We start from the raw sequence: 22,103 nt of genomic DNA, 5'->3' as shown, positions 1-22,103 counted from the left end.
GTTTAGCGGCACCTCGTTACCGTCGGGGCGCATTGCCTATTCCACCGCTTGCGGCTCCCCGCGTTGCTCCTCCACCACATAGGCGGTATCGATGCTGACCACCACGCTCATCCCTGGCCGCAGCCGCTGGGCTTGCGGCTGGTCGGGGTCGATGCTGATGCGTACCGGAATGCGCTGGGCGATCTTGACGAAATTGCCGGTGGCGTTGTCCGACTGCAGCAACGCAAACTCAGAGCCGGTGGCCGGCGAAATGCGCTGTACGTGCCCGGTAAGCCGGGCGTGGTCGAGGGCGTCTACCGTGAAGCGCACTGGCTGGCCTATACGTACCTTGGCCATCTGGGTTTCCTTCATGTTGGCGATCACCCATAGGGTGCTGGGCACCAGCCCCATCAACTGAGCTCCGGAGTTGACCCAGGCGCCAAGCTTCACGCCGATCTGCCCCAACTGGCCGTCCCGCGGCGCGGTGATGCGGGTATTGGAAAGGTCGATGCGCGCCAGTTGCACCGCGGCCTCGGCATCGTTCACCGAGGCGATGAGCGAGTCGCGATTGACCACCACGGTACGTAGGTCTTGCCGCGCAATGTCCAACTCGGCCTCGGCCTCGGCTACCGCCGCTATCGCCTGCGCATTGGCGGCGCGGGCCACGTCCAGGTCGCTCTGTGAAATCGAGCCGTCGCTGATCAGTGCTTGGTTGCGGCGCAGGTCTGCGGCGGCTTTTTGCGCCTGGGCCTTGCTGTCGCCAATCGCCGCCTGGCGCTGGGCAATGGTGGCCTGGGCGCTGCGTTGCTGCTGCGCATTGTTGGCCAGTGCCGCCTTTTGGGTTTCGAGCTGCGCCAACGCCTGGGCCAACCGCTGCTGGTAAATGCGATCGTCCAGCCGCACCAGCAGATCGCCAGCCTTCACGAATTCAAAGTCTTGCACGGGCACCTCGAACACGTATCCGGAGAGCTGTGGGCTGATCACCGTGACCTGGCCTTGCACTAATGCGTTTTCAGTGCTTTCGATGGGGCTGGAAAACGGCGGCAGTTGCCAGGCATAGAGCACCACCAACACGCCTATCAGCGCCAGCGAGCCGAATAGCAACGCTGAAAGAATCCGTGCGCGCCGCGAGCGTGGCTCGGTGGCCGCCATCTGCGGCGGCGGGGTCTGGCCCTCGGGTGTGGCCGCAATGGCAGTGGTGGTAGTGCTTTGGGGCTGGTCGGTCATGGGGCAGTGGAACCGGAGGCAGGGGCCGTAGGCACGGCGCGGGTGGTACTTCTGAGCCACAGCACACGCACCGAGATCCAGATCAGGGTGAGCACGGCGATGATGGCTATCAACATGAAGGTGTCGTTGTAGGCCATCACGTTGGCTTCGCGGGTGGCTGCGGTCGCCAGGGCACGCAGGCCCTGGGCGTTGCGTTCGGCGCTGCCGGGCAACACCCCGCTGTAGCTGGAGGCGCCGCTTTGCACCCGCGCCGCCACCAGTGGGTCATAAAACGGCAGGTGGTCGGTGATCAGGCTGGAATGGTATTTCTCCCGCACGATCTGCCACGTGCCGAGCACCGCCGAACCGATCAAGCTGCCGAGGTTTTGCGCGATGCCGAACATTACCGAAAAACTCACCAGGTTGCGCGGGTTGGCGATCACATTGCGGGTGCCCAGCACCATGGTGGGGCCGAGAAAGAACGTGGAACCAAACGCCAGCAAAAACTGCGACAGGTACATCTGCTCAGGGCGGGTAATGTTGCTGGAAAACGTGTCCATCACCGCGCCGGTTCCCATCAACCCCAGGGACATTAACAGCGGCATGAACAAGTGCTCGGGGTGTATGGTCAGGGCGCTGGTGGCCAGCCCCGCCACGCTGCCCACCAGCATCACCAGGTAAAGCGCGAACAACTGCTGGCTGCCCAAATTCAGGTATTGCATGAACCCCACCGCGCCGGTGGATTGCTCGGAGGTGACCATGCGGATCAATATCACCGCCAGGCCCAGGCGCAGGATAGGCCCGCTGCCCAGCCAACGGGTCATCAGTAGCGGGTTGTTGCGGTTGTGTTCGATACCCAGCCCGCTCAAGATCAACACCGTAGCGCCCACCAAGGCATAACCGATCCACGGCGCCTCCAGCCACCAGTCGATGCGCCCGAGCGACAGCACCGCCACCAGCAGCCCAATACCCGGCGCGAGCAAGGCAAACGTCAAAAAATCCAGCGGCTCGAACGTGCGAAAGCGATCGCCGGGCGGCAGTTTCAGCCACAGCACGCTGGCCAACGCCGTTAAACACAAGCCCAGTTCGAACAAGTAAAGCCCGCGCCATTCGGCCACTTGCAGCAGGTCTTCGGAAAACAGCCGCGCCAGCGGCAGGGCCAACTGCGCCGTGCCCAGGCCCAACACCAGCGCCTTGAGTCGCCACTTCGCCGGAAACGCCTGGATCATGTAATAAAGGCCCAGCGAACTCAGCGCCGCGCCGACCATGCCATGGGCCGCGCGCACGGCAATGGCCGAGTTCAGGTCGTTGACGAACAAGTGGGCGAAGGTCACCACCGCATACAACGCCAAGAACACCTCGGTGAATGCCCGCAGGCCGAACTGCTGGCGGAACTTGACCAGCAGCAGGTTCATGCTGACGTTGGTCATTACATAGGCCGCCGGCAGCCATGCCATTTCCGCCGTGGTCGCACCCAGTGCCCCTTGCAAATAAACGAGGTTGGCGGCCACCAGCGCATTGCCCAGGCCACCGGTAATGCCCACCAACAGGCCCACCAACAAGTAAGCCACCCGCTTGGGTGTCGAATGCAGCGGCGTGGACGGCGAACCCGGCAGCGAGGGCCGCTCGTGGGGTTGCCAAGCATGTGGGGTGTAATGGTCCATCGCGCGTGGGAGCCTACCGAATGAAGCAATTTAGTAGCAGATTAGAAGCAAAAGTTTTCTCTATTATCGTGAAACTGTAAAGAAACGGTAAATTCACACCAAAATCAGCCCGTTACTCTATAACTCTAAGAATGTTGATTAACACGCTATGCGGGCCCCTACCATGCACAGACGTCAGATACTGACCCTGCTACTGGCAGGTTTCACCTTACCATTGTCACTGGCCGCCCACGCCGGGCAAACGGTGCTGGCGGCTCGTGCTTGGCGCCAGAACGGCACCTCGCGTCTGGTGCTGGACCTATCCGGCCCGGTGAAATACCAAGCCTTCGAACTCGATACACCGCCGCGTTTGATTCTGGACTTGCACGGCACCCGGCTGGCCAGCGCCTTGAACGAAGCCGTGCTGCGCCAGGGCCCGGTCAAGCGCGTGCGCAGCAGCCTGCGCGCCAATGGCGACACACGCCTGGTGTTCGAATTCGACCAAGCGGTAAAAAGCAGCGCCTTCACCTTACCACCGGGTTCGGGCAAAGGTGATCGCCTGGTGATCGACCTGCACAGCGGCGCGCCTGCCCTGGCCAGTGCCAAGGCCGCCGCGCCGGAGCAAACACCGCTTGCGCAGGCCCAACCGGCCAAGGCCGACCCGCCACCGAGCCCCGGCAAAGGCCACAGAGACGTGGTCGTGGTGATCGACGCCGGCCACGGCGGCAAAGACCCGGGCGCCATCGGGCCCGGCGGGCAAAAAGAGAAACACGTGGCCCTGGCCATTGCCCAGATGCTCGCGCGCAAGGTCAACCAAACCAAGGGGTACAGGGCGCGGCTGGTGCGCAACGACGACTTTTTCGTGCCGCTGCGCAAGCGCGTGGACGTGGCGCGCAAATACAACGCCGACATGTTCGTCTCGGTGCACGCCGACGCCGCCCCCATCCGCACGGCCAAGGGCGCCTCGGTGTTCGCCCTGTCCGAGCACGGCGCCACCTCTACCCTCGCCCGCTGGATGGCCGACCAAGAGAACGCGTCGGACCTGCTCGGCGCGCAGCAATTGCTCAACCTCAGCGACAAAGACCCGATGCTGGCCAATGTGATCCTCGACATGTCGATGAACGCGACCATTTCCAGCAGCCTGTCGCTGGGCGGCAACGTGCTCGACAGCGTTGGGCTGGTGTCGGGGGTGCATGGGGTCAAGCGCGTGGAGCAGGCAGGTTTTGCCGTGCTGAAGTCGCCGGATATCCCTTCGATCCTGGTGGAGACCGGTTTTATCTCCAACAGCCGCGACTGCTCGCTGCTGATGGACGACCGCCACCGCAAAAAGGTGGCGCAGGCGATTTTCTCTGGCATCGACGGTTACTTCAGCAGCAACCCGCCGATGGGGACGTACCTGGCGGCGGCCAAGCAAGGGGGGTTGGCCTAGGGGGGCCTAGGGGTATGTTTTATGGCCCTGCCGCGCTGATCCCGCGTCGCTACAGCCCCCAGCCTGGCCAGGCGCGCCCTTGCTTCAATGGCTGATCATCCATGGCCGCCCCGCGCTGTTACCTTTCAATGCACCCGCCTGCGCTGGCACCGGCTTGCGTGGCCCACAACAGCCACAGCCACTGCCATGGTGGCGGCTTTGCTTAGGTTCGTGGCGGCTGCGTTCGTTGATGTCCAGCGCCTGGCGGGTGTTGCCGGCCAGTAACGCCAGGCGCGGTGCGCTCACTATCACCCGCGGGCTGGGTGCGGCACAGGCGGGGCAGGCGCAGGGCGTGGCGCTGTCGGCCAGGCCACGCAGTTCGCTGAACGGCCCGCAGTGTGCGCATTGGTAATCGTAGATAGGCATGGTGGCTCCTTACAGGTCTGGGGCGATGGGCAGGTCGATGCTGCCATCCAGGTGCCGGGTGGGCCCGCTGGCGCTGGGGTTGATGTCGAAGGCGAAGATGTCGGTGGGTAGCCACAGCGTGGCGCAGGCGTTGGGGATGTCGACCACGCCGCTGATGTGCCCCTGCACCGGCGCCGAACCCAGCAGCGCATAGCCTTGGGCCCGGCTGTAGCCGAACTTGGTCAGGTACTCAATGGCATTCAGGCAGGCCTGGCGGTAGGCCACGTTCACGTCAAGGTAGTGTTGCTGGCCGTGCTCATCGACCGAGATGCCTTCGAAGATCAGGAAATTGTTGTAGTTCGGCACGATCGGGCTGGGCTTGAACACCGGGTTCTTGATGCCGTACTTGGCCATGCCGCCCTTGATCAAGGCCACGCGCATGTGCACCCAGCCGGCCATTTCGATAGCACCGCAAAAGGTGATCTCGCCGTCGCCCTGGCTGAAGTGCAGGTCGCCCACCGACAGCCCTGCGCCGGCGACGTACACCGGGAAGTACACCTTCGAGCCCCGTGAAAGGTCTTTGATATCGCAGTTGCCGCCGTGTTCGCGCGGCGGTACGGTGCGCGCCCCGGTGGCCGCGGCGCGGTCGCGGGCCTCGCCCTTAAGCTTGCCCAAGTGGGCAGTGGCAGCGAACGGGGGGTTGGCCAGCGGCGGTACCCGTGCCGGGTCGCTGTCGATCAGTTGCTGCTCGCGGCGGTTCCACGCCTCGAGCATCGGCGCATCTGGCAGGCAGCCGATCAGCCCGGGGTGGATAAGCCCGGCAAACTCCACACCGGGAATATGCCGCGAGCGGGTGAACAGGCCGTTGAAGTCCCAGATCGCCTTTTGCGCCGAGGGGAAATGATCGGTGAGAAACCCCCCGCCGTTGTTCTTGGAAAAGAACCCGTTAAAGCCCCATAACGAATCGCTGCGCGTGCCGATGTCGAGCAGGTCGACCACCAGCAGGTCACCCGGCTCGGCACCGTGCACGCCCACCGGGCCTGAGAGGTAGTGCACAGTGGACAGGTCGACATCGCGCACGTCGCTGGCGTCGTCGTTGTTCTTGATCGCCCCGGCGGTCCAGTCGTAAGTTTCGAGGATAAAGTCATCACCCGGCTTGACCCAGCAGGCCATGGGAATGTCCGGGTGCCAGCGGTTGTGCACCTGCTCGTTTTCGGTGGCCGGCTGGCTGAGGTCGACGTTGATCAAGGTATCGGTCATGGCAAAGGCTCCTAGGTTAAACAGAGAGGTAGCGGGCGATGCTGGCTTCGTCGACGTTGGCGCGGGTGTCCTCGACGACGAAACGGCCTTTTTCGATCACCAAAAAGCGATCGGCGATATCCAGGGTGAACGACAGCACCTGCTCGGAGACCACGATGGTCAGGTCGCGCAGGGTGCGAATGTCTTTCAGCGTGCGGGCGATGTCTTTAATGATCGACGGCTGGATGCCTTCGGTGGGTTCGTCGAGCAGCAGTACCTTGGGCTGGGTGGCCAGCGCCCGGGCGATGGCCAACTGTTGCTGCTGGCCGCCAGAGAGGTTGCCCCCCTTGCGCCCACGCATGTCGTAGAGCACCGGAAACAGCGCGTAGAGGTCTTCGGGCACGTGCCCCCGGGCCGAGGCCGGCAAGCCGGTCTGGATGTTCTCCAGCACGCTCATGTGCGAGAAAATCATCCGCCCCTGGGGCACGTAGGCCAGGCCCTTAGCCACCCGCTGATGGGTGTGCAAGGCCGAAACGTCTACCCCATCGACCGTCACCTGGCCGTGCCACTGCGGCAGGATGCCCATCAAGCTCTTGAACAGGGTGGTCTTGCCCATGCCGTTGCGGCCCATCACCGCAACGATCTCACGCTTGGCCACGGTGAGGTCCAGGTCGTGCAGGATCTGGCTCTGGCCATAGCCAGACGCCCATTGGTTGAGGCTGAACATGGCTGGCTCCTTCAGTGGCCCAGGTACACTTCGATAACTTTGGGGTTGCTCTGCACCGCCTCCATGCTGCCCTCGGCCAATACCTTGCCCTGGTGCAGCACCGTGACCTTATGGGCGATGCTCTTGACGAATTCCATGTCGTGCTCGATCACCAGCACCGAGCGGTTCTGGCTGATCCGCCCGAGCAATTCGGCGGTTTGCGCCCGTTCGTTCACGCTCATGCCGGCCACTGGCTCATCGAGCATCAGCAGTTCTGGGTCTTGCATCAGCAACATGCCGATTTCCAGCCATTGCTTTTGCCCGTGAGAAAGCAGCCCGGCCTCGGTGTGCAACCACTGGGCGAGGAAAATCTCCTCGGCCACCTGCTCCACCCGCTGCACCACCGCCGCGCTGCGTTTGAACAGCAGCGCCCCCAGCACCTTGCGCCCGCCCGGGTAGGACATTTCCAGGTTTTCAAACACCGAAAGGTTCTCGTAAATGGACGGGTTCTGGAACTTGCGCCCGACCCCAGCGCGCACGATCTTGTATTCGGGCAGGCGGGTCAGTTCTTGGTCCTTGAAACGGATGCTGCCGGCCGTGGCGCGGGTTTTGCCGCAGATCAGGTCGAGCACCGTGGTTTTGCCGGCACCGTTGGGGCCGATCACCACCCTCACTTCGTTGCGGTCCAGGTACAGGTTGAGGTTGTCCACCGCCTTGAAGCCGTCGAACGACACGGTCAGCCCTTCGACCGCCAGCACCGGTTTGTTCATTTCGAAGCCCACGGCCTTGGCGTTCATGGTTGCACCTCCAGCGCGGCGGCCTTGGCTGCGCGGGCGCGGCGCCAGGCCCATAAGCGCGGGCCGTGCTTGGCCCACACCCCGGCCAGGCCGTTGGGTAGATACATCACCACCACGATGAATAACCCACCCATCAGGTACAGCCACAGCTCGGGGAACGACTCGGAGAAATAGGTTTTGCCGAAATTCACCAGCAACGTGCCGTAAACGGCGCCCAGTAGCGACAAACGCCCGCCGACGGCCGCGAAAATGACCATCTCGATCGACGGCACGATGCCCACGAACGACGGCGACATGAACCCCACTTGCAAGGTGAACATGGCCCCGCCGATGGCCGAAAACGCCGCTGCCAAGCAAAACACGAATACCTTGAAGCTCGACACGTCATAGCCGGAAAACCGCACGCGTTCTTCTTTGTCGCGCATGGCCAGCAGCAAGCGGCCGAGCTTGGAGGCGAGGATGAATTTGCCCAGCACGATGCAGCCCAGCAGTAGGCCGGCGTTGGCGAAGTACAACAGGTACTTGGCCTGGTCGGTGCGAATGTCCCAGCCCAGCAGGGTTTTCAGGTCGGTGATGCCGTTCACCCCGCCGGTCAAGCCCTGCTGGCCCACGATCAGCACGGTGAGGATCAACGCAATGGCTTGGGTCACGATGGAAAAGTACACATCCCCCACCCGCCGCTTGAACAACGCCAAACCGATTACCCAGGCCAGTACCACCGGCACCCCCACCACCGCCGCCACGGTAAAACCGAAGCTGTGAAACGGCTGCCACATTGCCGGCAATTCGGTGATCTGGTTCCAATCCATGAAGTCCGGGATGCCCGGGGTGGTTTGGATCTTGGTGCTCAGCGGGTCGGAGGCCTCCAGCTTGAGGAACATCGCCATGCAATAGCCGCCCAGGCCGAAAAACACGCCCTGCCCCAGGCTGAGGATGCCGCCGTAGCCCCAGCACAGCACCAGGCCCACCGCGACGAAGGCGTAGGTCAGGTACTTGCCGACCATGTTCAGGCGGAAGGCGTCGAGCACCAGCGGGAACACCACCAGCACCAGCAAGGCCAGCACCAGCAGCCCCAGGGTGCCTTGGCGCCCACCGAGGTATTTGTCCAATACAGTCATCATCATGCCCTCATTTGCGCACTTTGCTGGCGAACAGCCCCTGTGGCCTCAGCAGCAAGATCAAAATCACCGCCGACAGCGTCAGCACCTTCGCCATCGAACCGCTCATGAAGAACTCTGAAATCGACTGCGTCTGGGCAATGGCAAAGGCCGAGGCAATGGTGCCGAGCAGGCTGGCGGCGCCGCCGAACACCACGGTCAGGAAGGTATCGACGATGTACAGCGAGCCTGCGGTGGGGCCCGTGGAGCCGATGGTGGTGAATACCGCCCCGGCCACACCGGCCACGCCGCAGCCCAGGGCGAAGGTCATGCGGTCTACGCGTCGGGTGTCGATGCCCACCGCCCGGCTCATCACCCGGTTCTGCATGGTGGCGCGCACGTGCAACCCCCAGCGCGAGCGAAACAACAACAGGAACAGGCCGCCGGTCAGCAGCAGGGTGACCGCCACGGTGAACAGCCCATTGCGGGGGATGTCGATGGCGTCGGTAAGGCTGAACGACCCCATCAACCATTCCGGCAGCTCCGCGCTGACCTCACGCGCGCCGAAGATCGAGCGCAGTGCCTGCTGCATCACCAGCGACAGGCCCCAGGTGGCCAGCAGGGTATCGAGTGGGCGATGGTAAAGGCGGCTGATCATCGCCCACTCCACCAGCCAGCCCAGCGCCCCGGCGATCACGAAGGCCACCACGATGGCCAGGAAAAAATAGTACGGTTGCAGCGAAGGGGCGTAGTGCAGGGTCAACCCCGACAATACATAGGTGGTATAGGCGCCCACGGTCAGGAATTCGCCATGGGCCATGTTGATCACGCCCATCTGGCCGAAGATGATCGCCAGCCCCAGGGCCATGAGCAACAGCACGCAAAACACGGATAAGCCGTTGAATGCCTGCATGGCGGCGATTGCGCCGAATTCGGTCAACCAAGCCATCGGGGGCCTCCTTTTTTCGTATGGGCGGGCGGCGCTGGCCGCCGCGTAAAACGGGCAAGCTGCACGCCGATAACGGCCTAACCGGGGCCACCGTAGGGCTAGCAACGTGCGGCTTGCGCCTAAGCGGCGCGGCTACTGGTAACCCTTGGGAAAGGGGTTCGGTTCGATCAGGTCGGATTCGTACACCACCTTGAACTGCCCGTCGGGCTGCACTTCGCCGATGCGGGTTTTGCTCCACAGGTGGTGGTTTTCGTGAATTTTCACGTAGCCTTCCGGCGCGGTTTTAAGCTCGATACCGGGGGAGGCGGCGACCACTTTGTCGACATCGAAGCTGCCGGCTTTTTCCACGGCGGCCTTCCACAGCCATGGGCCCAGGTATGCCGCTTGGGTGACGTCGCCGATCACCGCGTTGGGCCCGTATTTAGCCTTGAAGGCGGCGACGAACGCCTGGTTGTTGGGGTTGTCCAGGCTCTGGAAGTACTTCATCGAGGCATAGAAGCCGGCCATGTTTTCGCCGCCGATGCCCAGCAGCTCGTCCTCGGTTACCGACAAGGTCAACAGGGTCTGTTTGGCAGAGGTCACGCCGGCGGCTTTGAGCTGTTTGTAAAAGGCCACGTTCGAGCCACCGACCACTGCGGCGAAGACTACGTCAGGTTTTTTCAGCTTGACCTTGTTGATCAACGAGCCGAACTGGGTGTTGCCCAATGGGTAGTAGTCTTCGCCCACCACTTCGCCGTGCAGCACGTTTTCGATGTGCTTGCGCGCGATCTTCATCGAGGTACGTGGCCAGATATAATCCGAGCCAATCAGGTAAAAGCTTTTCGCGCCCTTGGTCTTGGCGATCCAATCGAGGCTGGCGAGGATCTGCTGGGTGGCCTCTTGGCCGGTGTAGATCACGTTCTTCGATTGCTCCAGGCCCTCGTAGAACGTGGGGTAATAGAGCAGCCCGTTTTGCTGTTCGAACACCGGCAACACGGCCTTGCGCGAAGCGCTGGTCCAGCAACCGAATACCGTGGCCACCTTATCGTTGACCAACAGCTTGCGGGCTTTTTCGGCGAAGGTGGGCCAATCCGATGCGCCGTCTTCCTGGATGATCTTGATCTGCCGGCCGAGCACCCCGCCCTGGGCGTTGATCTGCTCGATGGCCAGGCGCTCGGCCTGGATCGAGCCGGTTTCGGAAATCGCCATGGTACCGGTGGCCGAATGCAATTGGCCGACGGTCACTTCGCTGGGCGTGACCGCCAAGCCGGTGGTATTGGCATCATCGGCCCATGCCCGCGGCGCCATGACGCTCGCCGTAAGCAGCGACAGCGCCACGGCCCCCAAGGCCCACCGCCGCGTGATCCCCCTGCTGGTTGAATGCATGTTCCCCGCTCCTGTGCTCGCCAAGTGCCGCGAAAGGGCTCGCGGCGTCTGCGGCAGAGGATGGCGGTAACGGCGGCGGGGGCGTTATACGGCGCATGACGTAAGCGCTACGTCATCTGACGTAGCCCACCGATACGTTAAATGACGTACAGCCGGCTGCCTGCCTGGCCGGCACACTCTGCGCCCGGGGCACAGAACTTGCTGCCATAAGCCACCACCGCCCAACCGCAGGACCGCCGCCGTGCCACCCTTGGGAACCCAACGCATCGTTAAGATCCGCCGCGACTACAACCGCTGGGTGGCCGACGAAACCATGGAGGACTACGCCCTGCGCTTCACGCCGCTGAGCGCGCGTAAATGGTCGGAGCTGCGCATCGCCAACACGGCGTTGTCTACGGTGTCGTTCCTGGTACTCGAAGCGGTTGGCGGCACGTTGGTGCTGAGTTATGGCTTCACCAATACGCTCTGGGCGGTATTGGCCGTGGCGCTGTTGATCTTCCTCACCGGTTTGCCGATCAGCTATTACTCGGCGCGCTATGGCGTAGACATGGACCTGCTCACCCGGGGCGCGGGCTTTGGCTACATTGGCTCGACCATCACCTCATTGATTTACGCCTCGTTCACGTTCTTGTTCTTCGCCCTGGAGGCGGCGATCATGGCGCTGGCCCTGGAAATGTACCTGCACATCCCGCTGGGCTTGGCTTACGTATTGTGTTCGGTGTTGATCATCCCGCTGGCAGCCTATGGCATCAGCCTGATCAACCGCTTGCAGATGTGGAGCCAACCGCTTTGGCTGGCGCTGCTGCTGGTGCCCTACGTGTTCGTGATCGTGAAAAAGCCCGACGCCCTCGGCGACCTGGTGACCTTCAGCGGGCGGCTGGGCGATGGCCGTGACTTCAATTTGCTGTATTTCGGGGCAGCGGCCAGCGTGGTGCTGGCGTTAGTGACCCAGATTGGTGAGCAGGTCGACTACCTGCGCTTTTTACCGGCCAAAACCGCCGCCAACCGCCGCCGCTGGTGGGCCGCCGTGCTGCTGGCCGGGCCCGGCTGGATCGTGCCGGGCGCGCTGAAGATCCTGGGCGGTGCCTTTTTGGCCTTTCTGGCCCTGCAGCATGAGGTGCCGCTGGAGCGGGCCAGCGAGCCCACTCAGATGTACCTGGTGGCCTTCAACTATGTGTTCGCCTCGCCGCAGTGGGCGCTGGCAATGATGGTGCTGTTCGTGATCATCTCGCAGATCAAGATCAACCTCACCAACGCCTATGCAGGGTCGCTGGCCTGGTCGAACTTTTTCGCCCGGGTCACCCACAGCCACCCTGGGCGTGTCGTGTGGCTGGTGTTCAACGTGGTCATCGCCCTCACCCTGATGGAGTTGGGGGTGTTCCATGCCATCGAACGGGTGCTGGGGCTGTACGCCAACGTGGCCATCGCCTGGATTGGCGCGCTGGTGGCCGATTTGGTCATCAACAAGCCATTGGGGTGGTCCCCTCGGCACATCGAGTTCAAGCGCGCGCACCTGTATGACATCAACCCGGTGGGGGTTGGCGCCATGCTGCTGGCCTCGCTGTTATCGCTGCTGGCCTGGTGCGGCCTGTTCGGCATCTACGCCCAGGCCGCCCCGCCGCTGGTGGCGCTGGGTGCCGCGCTGCTGCTGGCGCCCTTGCTGGCCTGGCTTACCCGCAGCCGCTATTACTTGGCGCGCGACAGCGACACCACGTTGATCTACCCGGCCCAGGCGCAGGGTTCGATTCTATGTGGCCTGTGCCATAACCATTTCGAAGCGCCCGACATGGCCAGTTGCCCGGCCTACGGCTGCGCCATTTGTTCCTTGTGCTGTTCCCTGGAAGCGCGCTGCCTGGACCAATGCAAACCGCGCGCACGGCTGTCGGAGCAATTCGAAGCGGTGCTGCTGCGATTGATGCCGGGGCTGCGCCAAGCCTACCTGCATACCCGCCTGGCCCATTACCTGGCGCTGCTGGCGGTGTTGATGCTGATGCTTTGCGGGGCGCTGGTGCTGGTGTACAGCCAAGTGGCGCCCGGGCTGGCCGCCGCGCCTGCGTTGCAGCACACCTTGCAACTGGCTTTTCTCAAGGCCTTTTTAACCCTGTCGCTGTTTGCCGGGATCCTTGCCTGGTGGGTAGTACTCACCCGCGAAAGCCGCCAAGTGGCTCAGGAAGAATCGAACCGGCAGACCACCCTGTTGATGCAAGAAATCGAAGCCCACCACAAAACCGACCAGGCCCTGCAACAGGCCAAGGAAGCCTCCGAAGCGGCCAATGCCGCCAAGAGCCGTTACGTCACAGGGCTTTCCCACGAACTGCGCACGCCGCTCAACAGCATCATGGGCTTCACCCAGGTATTGCAGCGCGACACCGGCTTGCCGGTACAGCATCAGGAAGCGCTGGCGATCATCCGCCGCAGCAGTTCGCACTTGTTGTCGTTGATCGAAGGGCTGCTCGACGTGGCGCGGATCGAAGCGGGCAAGCTGCGCCTGGAGCCTACCGAGGTGCCGTTCCCGCAATTTGTCAGCGACCTGGGCCAGATGATCGCCCCATTGGCCCGCGAAAAGGGCCTGAGCTTTGTGCTCGATTGCCAGGGGCGCATGCCCGCGGTGGTGCGCGCCGACGAAAAGCGCATGCGCCAAATTCTTATCAACCTGCTGGGTAACGCGGTGAATTTCACCGATCGCGGCCAGGTGCGGCTGCACGTCAGTTACCTGCGCGAAACCGCCACCTTCGAGGTGGCCGACACGGGCATCGGCATCCCTGCGGCGCAACTGGAACGGATTTTCCAGCCCTTCGAGCGCGGCGCCCCGCTGCGCAAGGATGACGGCGTAGGGTTGGGGCTGACCATCGCCCGGCTGCTGACCGCCTTGATGGGCGGCGAATTGCGCGTCGACAGTGAACAGGGTGTGGGCACTCAATTTCAGTTGCGTTTGTTTCTGTCCGAGGTGCGCGTGCCGCAAGCGGTGATCCACCGCGAGCACGACGTGATCGGTTACCAGGGCCCTTTGCGTAAGCTGCTGGTGGTCGACGACCACCTGGAACACCGCCGGGTGATCGTGCGCATGCTCGAGCCGTTGGGGTTCGTGCTTTGCGAAGCGGCCAACGGGCAGGACGCGATCCGCCAGGTGGCCCTGGAACAACCCGACTTGATCCTGCTCGACCTGTCGATGCCCGGCATGGGGGGGCTGGAGTGCGCACGGCTGATCCGCCGCAACGCGCTGTCGCAGGCGCCGATCGTGGTGCTGTCGGCCAACGTAACGCCCTTTGCCGACGACCTTGACCGGCACGGTGCACCACTGTGCGACGAACACCTGGCCAAACCAATCGACCTGCCGCTGCTGCTCGACTGCCTGCAGCGGCACCTGCACCTCAGCTGGCGGCAACACGCGCCCAGCGCACCGCCCAGCGCCCGTGAACACCCCGCGGCCGAGGCGCTGACGCCGCTGCTGGACCTGTGCGGGCAGGGCTACGTGCGCGGTATCCACCAGGCGTTGGACACCCTGGAGCGGGAGCACCCCGCCAGCGCTGGGCTGATCGCCGACTGGCGGGGCCTAGCCCGGGGCTTTCAACTCGAACAATTGGCCCTACGGCTCAAGGAGGCCATTGATGAACACCCTGACCCTGCCTGAGGCCCTAGAGGCCGGGACAGTGCTGATCGTGGACGACGAACCGCACAACCTGGCCTTGCTGCATGGTGCGCTGGATGATGCCGGCTACCGGGTGCTGGTGGCGCTCGACGGCCACAGTGCCCTGCAGCGCCTGGAGCGGCGCCGCCCCGACCTGATATTGCTCGACGCCCTGATGCCGGGGCTCGATGGCTTCCAAACCTGCCGGCAGATCAAGGCGCAACCGGCGACGGCCGACATCCCGGTGCTGTTCATGACCGCGCTCACTGAAAGCAACCACGTGGTCGAAGGCTTTGCCGCCGGGGCGGTGGATTACGTGACCAAGCCGATCGAGTGCAACGAACTGCTGGCGCGGGTTGGTGCCCATCTGCGCACCGCGCGCAACCTGTTGGCCGCGCGCACAGCCAGCCGCCCGGCGTACCTGGCCTTGGACGGCAGCGCCAGCCACCAGCGGCTGGCCCGCCGCTTCGCCCTGACCGAACGCGAATTGCAGGTACTGCGCTGGGTGGCCTGTGGCAAAACCAACAAAGACGTGGGGGACATTCTCGGCCTGAGCCCGCGCACGGTGAACAAACACCTGGAGCACATCTACGTGAAACTGGGCGTGGAAACCCGCGCAGCGGCGACTTCGGTGGCGCTGTCAGCGGTGGTCTGAAGCCATGCCTCAATGCCGCTAAACAATTGGCTACCCATTCCGGCTGACTGAAGGCGGCTACGAACCACCCTTCACGTGCCTAGCCCGCAACGCAGCAGCGCCATGTGCGTTGCCGCTGATGTTGGCCACCTCTGCCACGCCCACCCGACGCAAAACCGTCAACGAACGGTTACCCCACCTTCACCTACGGTTCATCGGGGCGTCATACGCCGGCCCTACTGTCATCTCCACCGCAAGCCACCCACGGACGGGATACGGCCCTTGAACCCACAGGCAGGATGCTCGCTCAGCAGACAGAGAAGGCCATGAACGCAGCTATCCACGTCGACCGCCTGAACAAGACATTCGCCCGCAAAACCGCGCTGGTTGACGTGGCGCTGTCGATACAACCCGGAGAAATGGTTGCGCTGATCGGCGCTTCAGGGTCGGGCAAATCCACCCTGTTGCGCCATCTGGCGGGGCTGGCCTGTTGTGATCGCGGCAACGGTGGCCAGGTTCATGTATTGGGCCGCGAAGTGCAGGCGGCCGGGCGCTTGAGCAACAGCGTGCGGCACTTGCGTGCCGACATCGGTTACATCTTCCAGCAATTCAACCTGGTCAACCGCCTCAGCGTGCTGGACAACACCTTGCTTGGCTGCCTGGGCCGCGTGCCACGTTGGCGTGGCAGCCTGGGCCTGTTCAACGCCGAAGAAAAACGCCGCGCCTTGGAAGCCCTGGACCGTGTGGGCTTGGCCGCGCTGGCTCAGCAACGCGCCTCCACCCTTTCCGGTGGCCAACAACAGCGCGTGGCGATCGCCAGGGCGCTGACCCAGCGCGCCGACGTCATTCTGGCCGACGAACCCATCGCCTCGCTCGACCCTGAATCCGCCTGCAACGTTATGGAAATCCTCGCCGACATCAACCGCCGTGACGGCAAGACCGTGGTCGTGACCCTGCATCAAGTCGATTACGCCGTGCGTTATTGCCCGCGCGCCGTAGCCCTGAAGGCTGGCCGCATCCATTACGACGGCAAGGGCGAAGCCCTCAGCAGCCAGTTCCTCAATGACCTGTACGGCGCCGACAGCGGCACCCGCCTGATGTTTTCCGATAAGGCTGCCGGCAGGCCGCCACAGCTGGCGCTGGCCCAGGCCTGACCGCCCAACTCGAACGCCCCCGCCCTAACACTACGATTCAGGAGCCCACCATGTTGAACCGCATCGGTCGCGTGTTCGCGTCTGCCGCCTTGCTCGCCAGTTGCTGCCTGGGTAACGCCCAGGCTGACGACAAGGTGATCAACTTCGGCATCATGTCCACCGAGTCCTCGCAGAACCTCAAAAGCATCTGGCAGCCCTTCCTCGACGACCTGTCGAAAAAGACCGGCCTCACCGTCAAGGCCACCTTCGCCTCCGATTACGCTGGATTGATCCAGGGCATGCGCTTCAATAAGGTCGACGTGGCGTGGCTGGGCAACAAGGCCGCCATGGAGGCGGTGGACCGTTCCGGCGGCGAAATCTTCGCCCAGACCGCCGCCGCCAACGGCGCGCCGGGCTACTGGAGCTTGATCATCGCGCGTAAAGACAGCCCGATCAATTCGGTTGCCGACATGCTCAAGCACGCCAAAGAGCTGACCTTCGGTAACGGCGACCCGAACTCCACCTCCGGTTATCTGGTGCCGGGCTACTACGTATTCGCCCAGAACCACGTCGACGCGGCCACGGCCTTCAAGCGCACGCTGAACTCCAGCCACGAAGTCAACGCCTTGAGCGTCGCCAAGGGGCAACTGGATGTCGCCACCTTCAACACCGAAAGTTGGGACCGCCTGGCAGTCACTCAGCCAGACAAAGTAGCCCTGCTCAAGGTGATCTGGAAGTCGCCGGTCATTCCAGCCGACCCGATGGTCTGGCGCGCCTCGCTGCCAGACGACGAGAAGACCAAGATCCGTGAATTCTTCGCCAGCTACGGCGACACCGACGCGGAGAAGGCCGTGCTCAAAAACATGCAGATGGGCAAGTTCCTCAAGTCCTCCAATGACCAGTTGCTGACCATCCGCCAGTTGGAACTGTTCAAGCAAAAAACCGAAATCACCGCCAGTACCACCCTCGACGCCAGCGAAAAAACCAGCCGCCTCAACGAGATCGACGCCGGCCTGGCCAAGCTTCAAGAACGCCTTTCGGAGCTGGAAAAACAAGGCAACGCCAAGGCCGGCTGATGGCCGCGACGCGGTACACCGGCCCCGCGCCGGGTGCTGCCTCGCCTGTCGTTCTTAACCCTGTAAACGGGACGGTTTATGACCACTCACGCTGTATACGCCGACGTCGCCGGCAAACGCCCCTGGGGCCGATACCTGGGCTGGGGCGTGTTCCTGGCGATGATGGCCTGGGCCTGGCATGGCGCCGAGATGAACCCGCTGACGCTGTACCGCGATGCCGGCAACATGGGGAGCTTCGCGGCCGATTTTTTTCCGCCGGACTTCCACGAATGGCGCGCGTACCTCAAGGAAATGGTCGTCACCGTGCACATCGCCCTGTGGGGCACCTTGCTGGCGATTGTCTGTTCGGTGCCGCTCGGCGTGCTCTGTGCCGACAACATCGCGCCGTGGTGGATTTACCAGCCGCTGCGCCGGGTCATGGATGCGTTCCGCTCCATCAACGAGATGGTCTTCGCGATGCTATTCGTAGTCGCCGTCGGCCTGGGGCCCTTCGCCGGCGTCCTGGCGTTGTGGATCAGCACCACCGGCGTGCTCGCCAAGCTGTTCGCCGAAGCCGTGGAGGCCATCGACCCAGGGCCGGTCGAAGGGGTGCGGGCGACCGGCGCCAGTGCCTTGCAAGAAGTGATCTACGGCGTGATTCCGCAGGTGCTGCCGCTGTGGATTTCCTACGCGTTGTACCGCTTCGAATCCAACGTGCGCTCGGCGACGGTGGTGGGCATGGTCGGTGCGGGCGGCATCGGCGTGATCCTGTGGGAAAACATCCGTGCCTTTCAGTTCACCCAAACCTGCGCGGTGTTATTGGTGATCATCGTGGTGGTGAGCGTCATCGACATCCTCTCGCAACGCCTGCGCAAGCAGTTCATCTAGCGCTTCACCCCACCGTAGAGGGCATTGGCCCTGTTTAACCATGCCGTTGCCTCGCCACGCGTTCCCGTACCAAGTCGTCACATGATGGAGATGCCTACGATGACTGCCACCCCTGTTCCCCCTGCGGCCGGGCCGGTCCGCAACCCTGAATACGACAGGGCGCGCCAGCATTGGATCGGCGTGTTGGCCCGCGCCCACCGCGACGATTTCGACTGCCATGAGGCGGCCCTGCGCGACACCGACTACCAACTGATCCGCGCCCCGGAAATCGGCATGGCCCTGGTGCGTGGGCGCATGGGCGGCAATGGCGCGCCGTTCAACGTTGGCGAAATGAGCGTGACCCGCTGCGTGGTGCGCCTGGCCGATGGCCGTACTGGGTACAGCTACCTGGCCGGGCGCGACAAGGCCCGTGCTGAACTGGCCGCACTGGCCGACGCACACCTGCAAGGCGCACAACAGGCGCGCTGGATGAGTGAGCTGATCGAACCCCTGGCGCAGGCGCAGGCCGACCGCCGGGCCCGGCAAGAAGCCGAAACCGCAGCGACCAAAGTGGAGTTCTTCACGCTGGTCAGAGGAGAACACTGATGGCTGCCCCCCTGTTACACACGCTTTTACAACCCGCCTTTCCCGACCCCGTGCTAGACGCCCAGCGCAGCTTTCGCGCCGCACTCAAGGCACTGGCAGAACCCGGTGTGGTACAAGGCTTGCGGCCGGCACATGCGCCATCGCCGCTGGCCGGGCTGGCCGAGGCCAGCCACGCCTTATGCCTGGCGTTGCTGGACATCGACACGCCGCTGTGGCTGGCGCCGGCATTCGACACCCAGGCGATCCGCGCCAACCTGGCGTTCCACTGCGGTTGCCCGATCGTCAGCGCCCGGCAAAACGCCCGTTTCGCGCTGCTCGATAGTAGCCAACTGCATGACCTCAGCGGTTTCGACCTGGGCAACGACCGTTACCCGGACCAGTCCTGCACGCTGCTGGTTCAGCTGCCGAGCCTGGAGGGCGGTCGGCGGCTGGCCTGGCGTGGCCCCGGGATCCAGCGTGAACACCTGGTTGCAGTGCCGCTGGCCGAGCATTTCTGGCAGGAACGCGAATCACGCAATGACTTTCCCCGTGGCCTGGACGTGTTCTTTCTCGCCGGCCACCACTTGATTGGGCTGCCGCGCAGCACCCAAGTCGCGTTCCACGGAGGTGCCTGATGTACGTTGCGGTCAAAGGTGGCGAACGGGCCATCGATAACGCCCACCGGCTGCTGGCGAAGAAGCGCCGTGGCGACACTGCGGTGGCAGAGCTGGGGGTCGAGCAAATCCGCCAACAACTGCCGTTGGCCGTCGCCCGGGTGATGAGCGAAGGCTCGCTGTACGACGAGCAACTGGCCGCGCTGGCGATCAAGCAAGCAGCTGGCGACCTGGTAGAAGCGATCTTCCTGCTGCGCGCTTACCGCACCACCTTGCCACGCTTCTGTGCAAGCCTACCGATCGACACCTCGCGCATGCTGCTGAGCCGGCGCCTGTCGGCCACCTTCAAGGACGTGCCTGGCGGCCAATTGCTGGGCCCCACCTTCGATTACACCCACCGTTTGCTGGACTTCAGCCTGCTCGCCGAAGGTGACTACCCCGGCCCTGACGTCCACGGCCACGCCCAGCTCGAGCCTTGCCCGCACGTGCTCGGCCTGTTGGCCAAGGAAGGCCTGATCAAGGAAGAAACCGACCTGGGCGAGGCCGCCGATGACATCACCCGCACGCCGTTGGAATACCCGGCCAGTCGTGCCCAACGCCTGCAGGCGCTGGCCCGTGGCGACGAAGGTTTCCTCCTGGCGCTGGGCTACTCGAGCCAGCGCGGGTATGGCCGCAACCACCCGTTCGCCGGGGAAATCCGCATTGGTGAAGTGGACGTCTGGCTCGAGCCGGAAGAGCTGGGCTTTCCCATCGCCATCGGCGCCATCGAAATCACCGAATGCGAGATGGTCAACCAGTTCGTCGGTTCCACTGCCGAGCCCGCGCAGTTCACCCGCGGTTATGGCTTGGCCTTCGGCCATGCCGAGCGCAAGGCCATGGCCATGGCTTTGGTGGACCGCTCGCTGCGTGCCGAGGAGTACGGCGAAGAAATCCAGTCCCCGGCGCAGCAGCAAGAGTTCGTGTTGGCCCATTGCGACAACGTCGAAGCCGCCGGTTTTGTCTCGCACCTGAAACTACCGCACTACGTGGATTTCCAGTCGGAATTGGAACTGATCCGCAAGCTGCGTAAACCCTCTACGGAGCAGGCCCAATGAATGCCGCCACGCAACCCCGCCCGCGACGGGACGACGCGTACAACTTCGCCTACCTGGATGAACAGACCAAACGCATGATCCGCCGCGGCTTGCTCAAGGCGGTGGCGATCCCCGGCTATCAAGTGCCGTTCGGTGGCCGCGAAATGCCGTTGCCTTATGGCTGGGGCACCGGGGGCATGCAACTGACGGCCGCCATCCTCGGTGCCGATGACGTGCTCAAGGTGATCGACCAGAGTGCCGACGACACCACCAACGCGGTGTCTATTCGGCGGTTCTTCGCCCGTACGGCGGGCGTGGCCACTACCGAGCAGACAGCGCAGGCGAGCATCATCCAAACCCGCCATCGGATTCCGGAAACGCCCCTCACCGCCGACCAGATCATGGTCTTCCAGGTGCCCAACCCCGACCCGCTGCGCTTTATCGAACCCTTGGAAAGCGAAACCCGGACCCTGCACGCGCTCAAAGATTACGGGGTCATGCACGTCAAGCTGTACGAAGACATCGCCACCTTCGGTCACATCGCCACAGCGTATGCCTATCCGGTGACGGTCGCCGGGCGCTACGTCATGGACCCCTCGCCGATCCCCAAATTCGATAACCCGAAACTGCACATGAGCCCTGCGCTAATGCTATTCGGTGCCGGCCGCGAGAAACGCCTGTACGCCGTGCCGCCCTATACCCAGGTCAGCAGCCTGGACTTCGAGGACCATCCCTTTGCCCCACAGCGGTGGGAGCAGCACTGCGCCATCTGTGGCAGCGAGGACACGTTCCTTGACGAGTTGATCGTCGACGACCAGGGCACCCAGAGCTTTGTGTGCTCAGACACCGACTACTGCGCGCAACGCGTCGCGCAAGGGAGGGACGGTCAATGAACAGCGCCCACGCAATGAACGACGCCACCCAGGCGGCCCGCCAGGCCGATCGCGCGCAGCCGCTGCTTCAGGTGCGCGGGCTGGGCAAGCTGTATGGCCCGCAGAAGGGCTGCCAGGGCGTCGACTTCACGCTGTATCCGGGCGAAGTACTGGGTATCGTCGGCGAGTCGGGCTCGGGTAAATCGACCTTGCTGTCGTTGCTCAGCGGCCGCTGCCCGCCGGACGCTGGCGTGATTGACTACCGCCGTCGCGACGGCCGTTGGCTGGATGTGTACAGCGCCAGCGAAGCAGAACGCCGCACCTTGCTGCGCACCGAATGGGCTTTCGTCGAGCAGAACCCGCGTGACGGCCTGCGCATGTCGGTGTCGGCGGGCGCCAACATCGGCGAGCGCCTGATGGCCCAAGGGGTGCGCAATTACCAGGCACTGCGCGCCGCCGGCCTCGACTGGCTGGCACAGGTGGAAATAGACCCCCAGCGCATCGATGACCTGCCACGAACGTTTTCCGGCGGTATGCAACAGCGCCTGCAGATCGCTCGCAATCTGGTGTCTGGCCCACGGCTGGTGTTCATGGACGAGCCCACCGGAGGCCTGGACGTTTCCGTGCAGGCGCGGCTGTTGGACCTGATGCGCGGCCTGGTACGTGAGCTCGACCTGGCCGTGGTGCTGGTCACCCATGACCTGGCGGTGGCGCGCCTGCTGGCCGACCGCTTGATGGTCATGCGCCGTTCACAGGTGGTAGAGGCCGGCCTGACCGACCAGATCCTCGACGACCCGCAACATCCCTACTCGCAACTGCTGGTGTCGTCGGTGTTGCAGCCGTGAGCC

Annotated in this window: 20 protein-coding genes; 11 read left to right on the top strand and 9 right to left on the bottom strand. The window is 63.6% G+C overall.

Annotated elements, in window-relative coordinates; genetic code table 11:
• Window positions 1-36 precede the first annotated feature (36 nt).
• Both HAQ05_RS09380 and HAQ05_RS09375 read right to left on the bottom strand, forming a co-directional pair.
• Complete coding sequence (locus HAQ05_RS09380; protein ID WP_190419722.1) at window positions 37-1,206, bottom strand: HlyD family secretion protein; 1,170 nt, start codon at window positions 1,204-1,206, stop codon at window positions 37-39.
• Window positions 1,203-2,849 (bottom strand): MFS transporter, encoded by a 1,647-nt coding sequence (locus tag HAQ05_RS09375; RefSeq protein ID WP_190419720.1) that lies wholly within the window; start codon window positions 2,847-2,849, stop codon window positions 1,203-1,205. Before HAQ05_RS09375 ends, HAQ05_RS09380 begins: the two co-directional genes overlap by 4 nt.
• Window positions 2,850-3,012: 163 nt before the next feature.
• Here HAQ05_RS09375 and HAQ05_RS09370 point away from each other — a divergent pair, with 163 nt between their 5' ends.
• On the top strand, window positions 3,013-4,257 hold the full coding sequence (locus tag HAQ05_RS09370) for an N-acetylmuramoyl-L-alanine amidase (RefSeq protein WP_190419717.1): 1,245 nt from the start codon (window positions 3,013-3,015) through the stop codon (window positions 4,255-4,257).
• Between the two features lie 84 nt (window positions 4,258-4,341).
• Here the strand turns inward: HAQ05_RS09370 and HAQ05_RS09365 are convergent, their stop codons facing one another.
• From HAQ05_RS09365 to urtA, 7 genes are all read right to left on the bottom strand, one after another.
• The gene (locus tag HAQ05_RS09365) at window positions 4,342-4,662 is read right to left on the bottom strand and encodes an FmdB family zinc ribbon protein (RefSeq protein WP_190419715.1); all 321 of its coding nucleotides are present in this window, start codon (window positions 4,660-4,662) and stop codon (window positions 4,342-4,344) included.
• Between the two features lie 9 nt (window positions 4,663-4,671).
• On the bottom strand, window positions 4,672-5,901 hold the full coding sequence (gene fmdA, locus HAQ05_RS09360) for a formamidase (RefSeq protein WP_190419712.1): 1,230 nt from the start codon (window positions 5,899-5,901) through the stop codon (window positions 4,672-4,674).
• A 16-nt stretch (window positions 5,902-5,917) separates the two neighbouring features.
• Window positions 5,918-6,607 (bottom strand): urea ABC transporter ATP-binding subunit UrtE, encoded by a 690-nt coding sequence (gene urtE, locus HAQ05_RS09355; RefSeq protein ID WP_190419710.1) that lies wholly within the window; start codon window positions 6,605-6,607, stop codon window positions 5,918-5,920.
• Window positions 6,608-6,618: 11 nt separating this feature from the next.
• The gene (urtD, locus tag HAQ05_RS09350; protein WP_190419708.1) at window positions 6,619-7,383 is read right to left on the bottom strand and encodes an urea ABC transporter ATP-binding protein UrtD; all 765 of its coding nucleotides are present in this window, start codon (window positions 7,381-7,383) and stop codon (window positions 6,619-6,621) included.
• The gene (gene urtC, locus HAQ05_RS09345) at window positions 7,380-8,501 is read right to left on the bottom strand and encodes an urea ABC transporter permease subunit UrtC (RefSeq protein WP_190419801.1); all 1,122 of its coding nucleotides are present in this window, start codon (window positions 8,499-8,501) and stop codon (window positions 7,380-7,382) included. Before urtC ends, urtD begins: the two co-directional genes overlap by 4 nt.
• A 10-nt stretch (window positions 8,502-8,511) precedes the next feature.
• The gene (gene urtB, locus HAQ05_RS09340; protein WP_190419706.1) at window positions 8,512-9,429 is read right to left on the bottom strand and encodes an urea ABC transporter permease subunit UrtB; all 918 of its coding nucleotides are present in this window, start codon (window positions 9,427-9,429) and stop codon (window positions 8,512-8,514) included.
• 132 nt (window positions 9,430-9,561) lie between these two features.
• Window positions 9,562-10,794: an urea ABC transporter substrate-binding protein gene (gene urtA, locus HAQ05_RS09335; protein WP_190419704.1), complete on the bottom strand. Its 1,233-nt coding sequence runs from the start codon at window positions 10,792-10,794 to the stop codon at window positions 9,562-9,564.
• 241 nt (window positions 10,795-11,035) lie between these two features.
• Here urtA and HAQ05_RS09330 point away from each other — a divergent pair, with 241 nt between their 5' ends.
• The 10 genes from HAQ05_RS09330 (at window position 11,036) to phnK (ending at window position 22,100) form a co-directional block, all read left to right on the top strand.
• Window positions 11,036-14,425 carry an ATP-binding protein gene (locus tag HAQ05_RS09330; protein ID WP_190419702.1) on the top strand — a complete coding sequence of 1,130 codons (3,390 nt, stop codon included), beginning with the start codon at window positions 11,036-11,038 and terminating at the stop codon, window positions 14,423-14,425.
• Window positions 14,403-15,077 (top strand): response regulator, encoded by a 675-nt coding sequence (locus HAQ05_RS09325; protein WP_190419700.1) that lies wholly within the window; start codon window positions 14,403-14,405, stop codon window positions 15,075-15,077. The genes HAQ05_RS09330 and HAQ05_RS09325 overlap by 23 nt, the downstream gene beginning before the upstream one ends.
• 305 nt (window positions 15,078-15,382) lie before the next feature.
• Window positions 15,383-16,210, top strand: coding sequence for a phosphonate ABC transporter ATP-binding protein (gene phnC / locus HAQ05_RS09320; protein ID WP_190419699.1), 828 nt, complete (start codon window positions 15,383-15,385; stop codon window positions 16,208-16,210).
• A 50-nt stretch (window positions 16,211-16,260) separates the two neighbouring features.
• Window positions 16,261-17,265: a phosphonate ABC transporter substrate-binding protein gene (gene phnD, locus HAQ05_RS09315; RefSeq protein ID WP_190419697.1), complete on the top strand. Its 1,005-nt coding sequence runs from the start codon at window positions 16,261-16,263 to the stop codon at window positions 17,263-17,265.
• A gap of 78 nt (window positions 17,266-17,343) precedes the next feature.
• Window positions 17,344-18,132, top strand: a complete 789-nt coding sequence (gene phnE / locus HAQ05_RS09310; RefSeq protein ID WP_190419695.1) for a phosphonate ABC transporter, permease protein PhnE — start codon at window positions 17,344-17,346, stop codon at window positions 18,130-18,132.
• 99 nt (window positions 18,133-18,231) lie between these two features.
• The gene (gene phnG / locus HAQ05_RS09305; RefSeq protein WP_190419693.1) at window positions 18,232-18,717 is read left to right on the top strand and encodes a phosphonate C-P lyase system protein PhnG; all 486 of its coding nucleotides are present in this window, start codon (window positions 18,232-18,234) and stop codon (window positions 18,715-18,717) included.
• Window positions 18,717-19,331 carry a phosphonate C-P lyase system protein PhnH gene (phnH, locus tag HAQ05_RS09300; protein WP_420825760.1) on the top strand — a complete coding sequence of 205 codons (615 nt, stop codon included), beginning with the start codon at window positions 18,717-18,719 and terminating at the stop codon, window positions 19,329-19,331. Before phnG ends, phnH begins: the two co-directional genes overlap by 1 nt.
• The gene (locus tag HAQ05_RS09295) at window positions 19,331-20,404 is read left to right on the top strand and encodes a carbon-phosphorus lyase complex subunit (RefSeq protein ID WP_190419691.1); all 1,074 of its coding nucleotides are present in this window, start codon (window positions 19,331-19,333) and stop codon (window positions 20,402-20,404) included. Before phnH ends, HAQ05_RS09295 begins: the two co-directional genes overlap by 1 nt.
• Window positions 20,401-21,276 carry an alpha-D-ribose 1-methylphosphonate 5-phosphate C-P-lyase PhnJ gene (locus tag HAQ05_RS09290; RefSeq protein ID WP_190419689.1) on the top strand — a complete coding sequence of 292 codons (876 nt, stop codon included), beginning with the start codon at window positions 20,401-20,403 and terminating at the stop codon, window positions 21,274-21,276. The genes HAQ05_RS09295 and HAQ05_RS09290 overlap by 4 nt, the downstream gene beginning before the upstream one ends.
• A 14-nt stretch (window positions 21,277-21,290) precedes the next feature.
• A complete protein-coding gene (gene phnK / locus HAQ05_RS09285) occupies window positions 21,291-22,100 on the top strand; it encodes a phosphonate C-P lyase system protein PhnK (protein WP_238935240.1) in 810 nt (269 codons plus the stop codon).
• Window positions 22,101-22,103: the final 3 nt, after the last annotated feature.

This window comes from Pseudomonas typographi (assembly GCF_014694385.1).
In the GTDB taxonomy this organism is placed as follows: Bacteria; Pseudomonadota; Gammaproteobacteria; order Pseudomonadales; family Pseudomonadaceae; genus Aquipseudomonas; species Aquipseudomonas typographi.
Note: the sequence above shows the minus strand (reverse complement) of the source record. Positions and strands in the feature narration are given on the sequence as shown.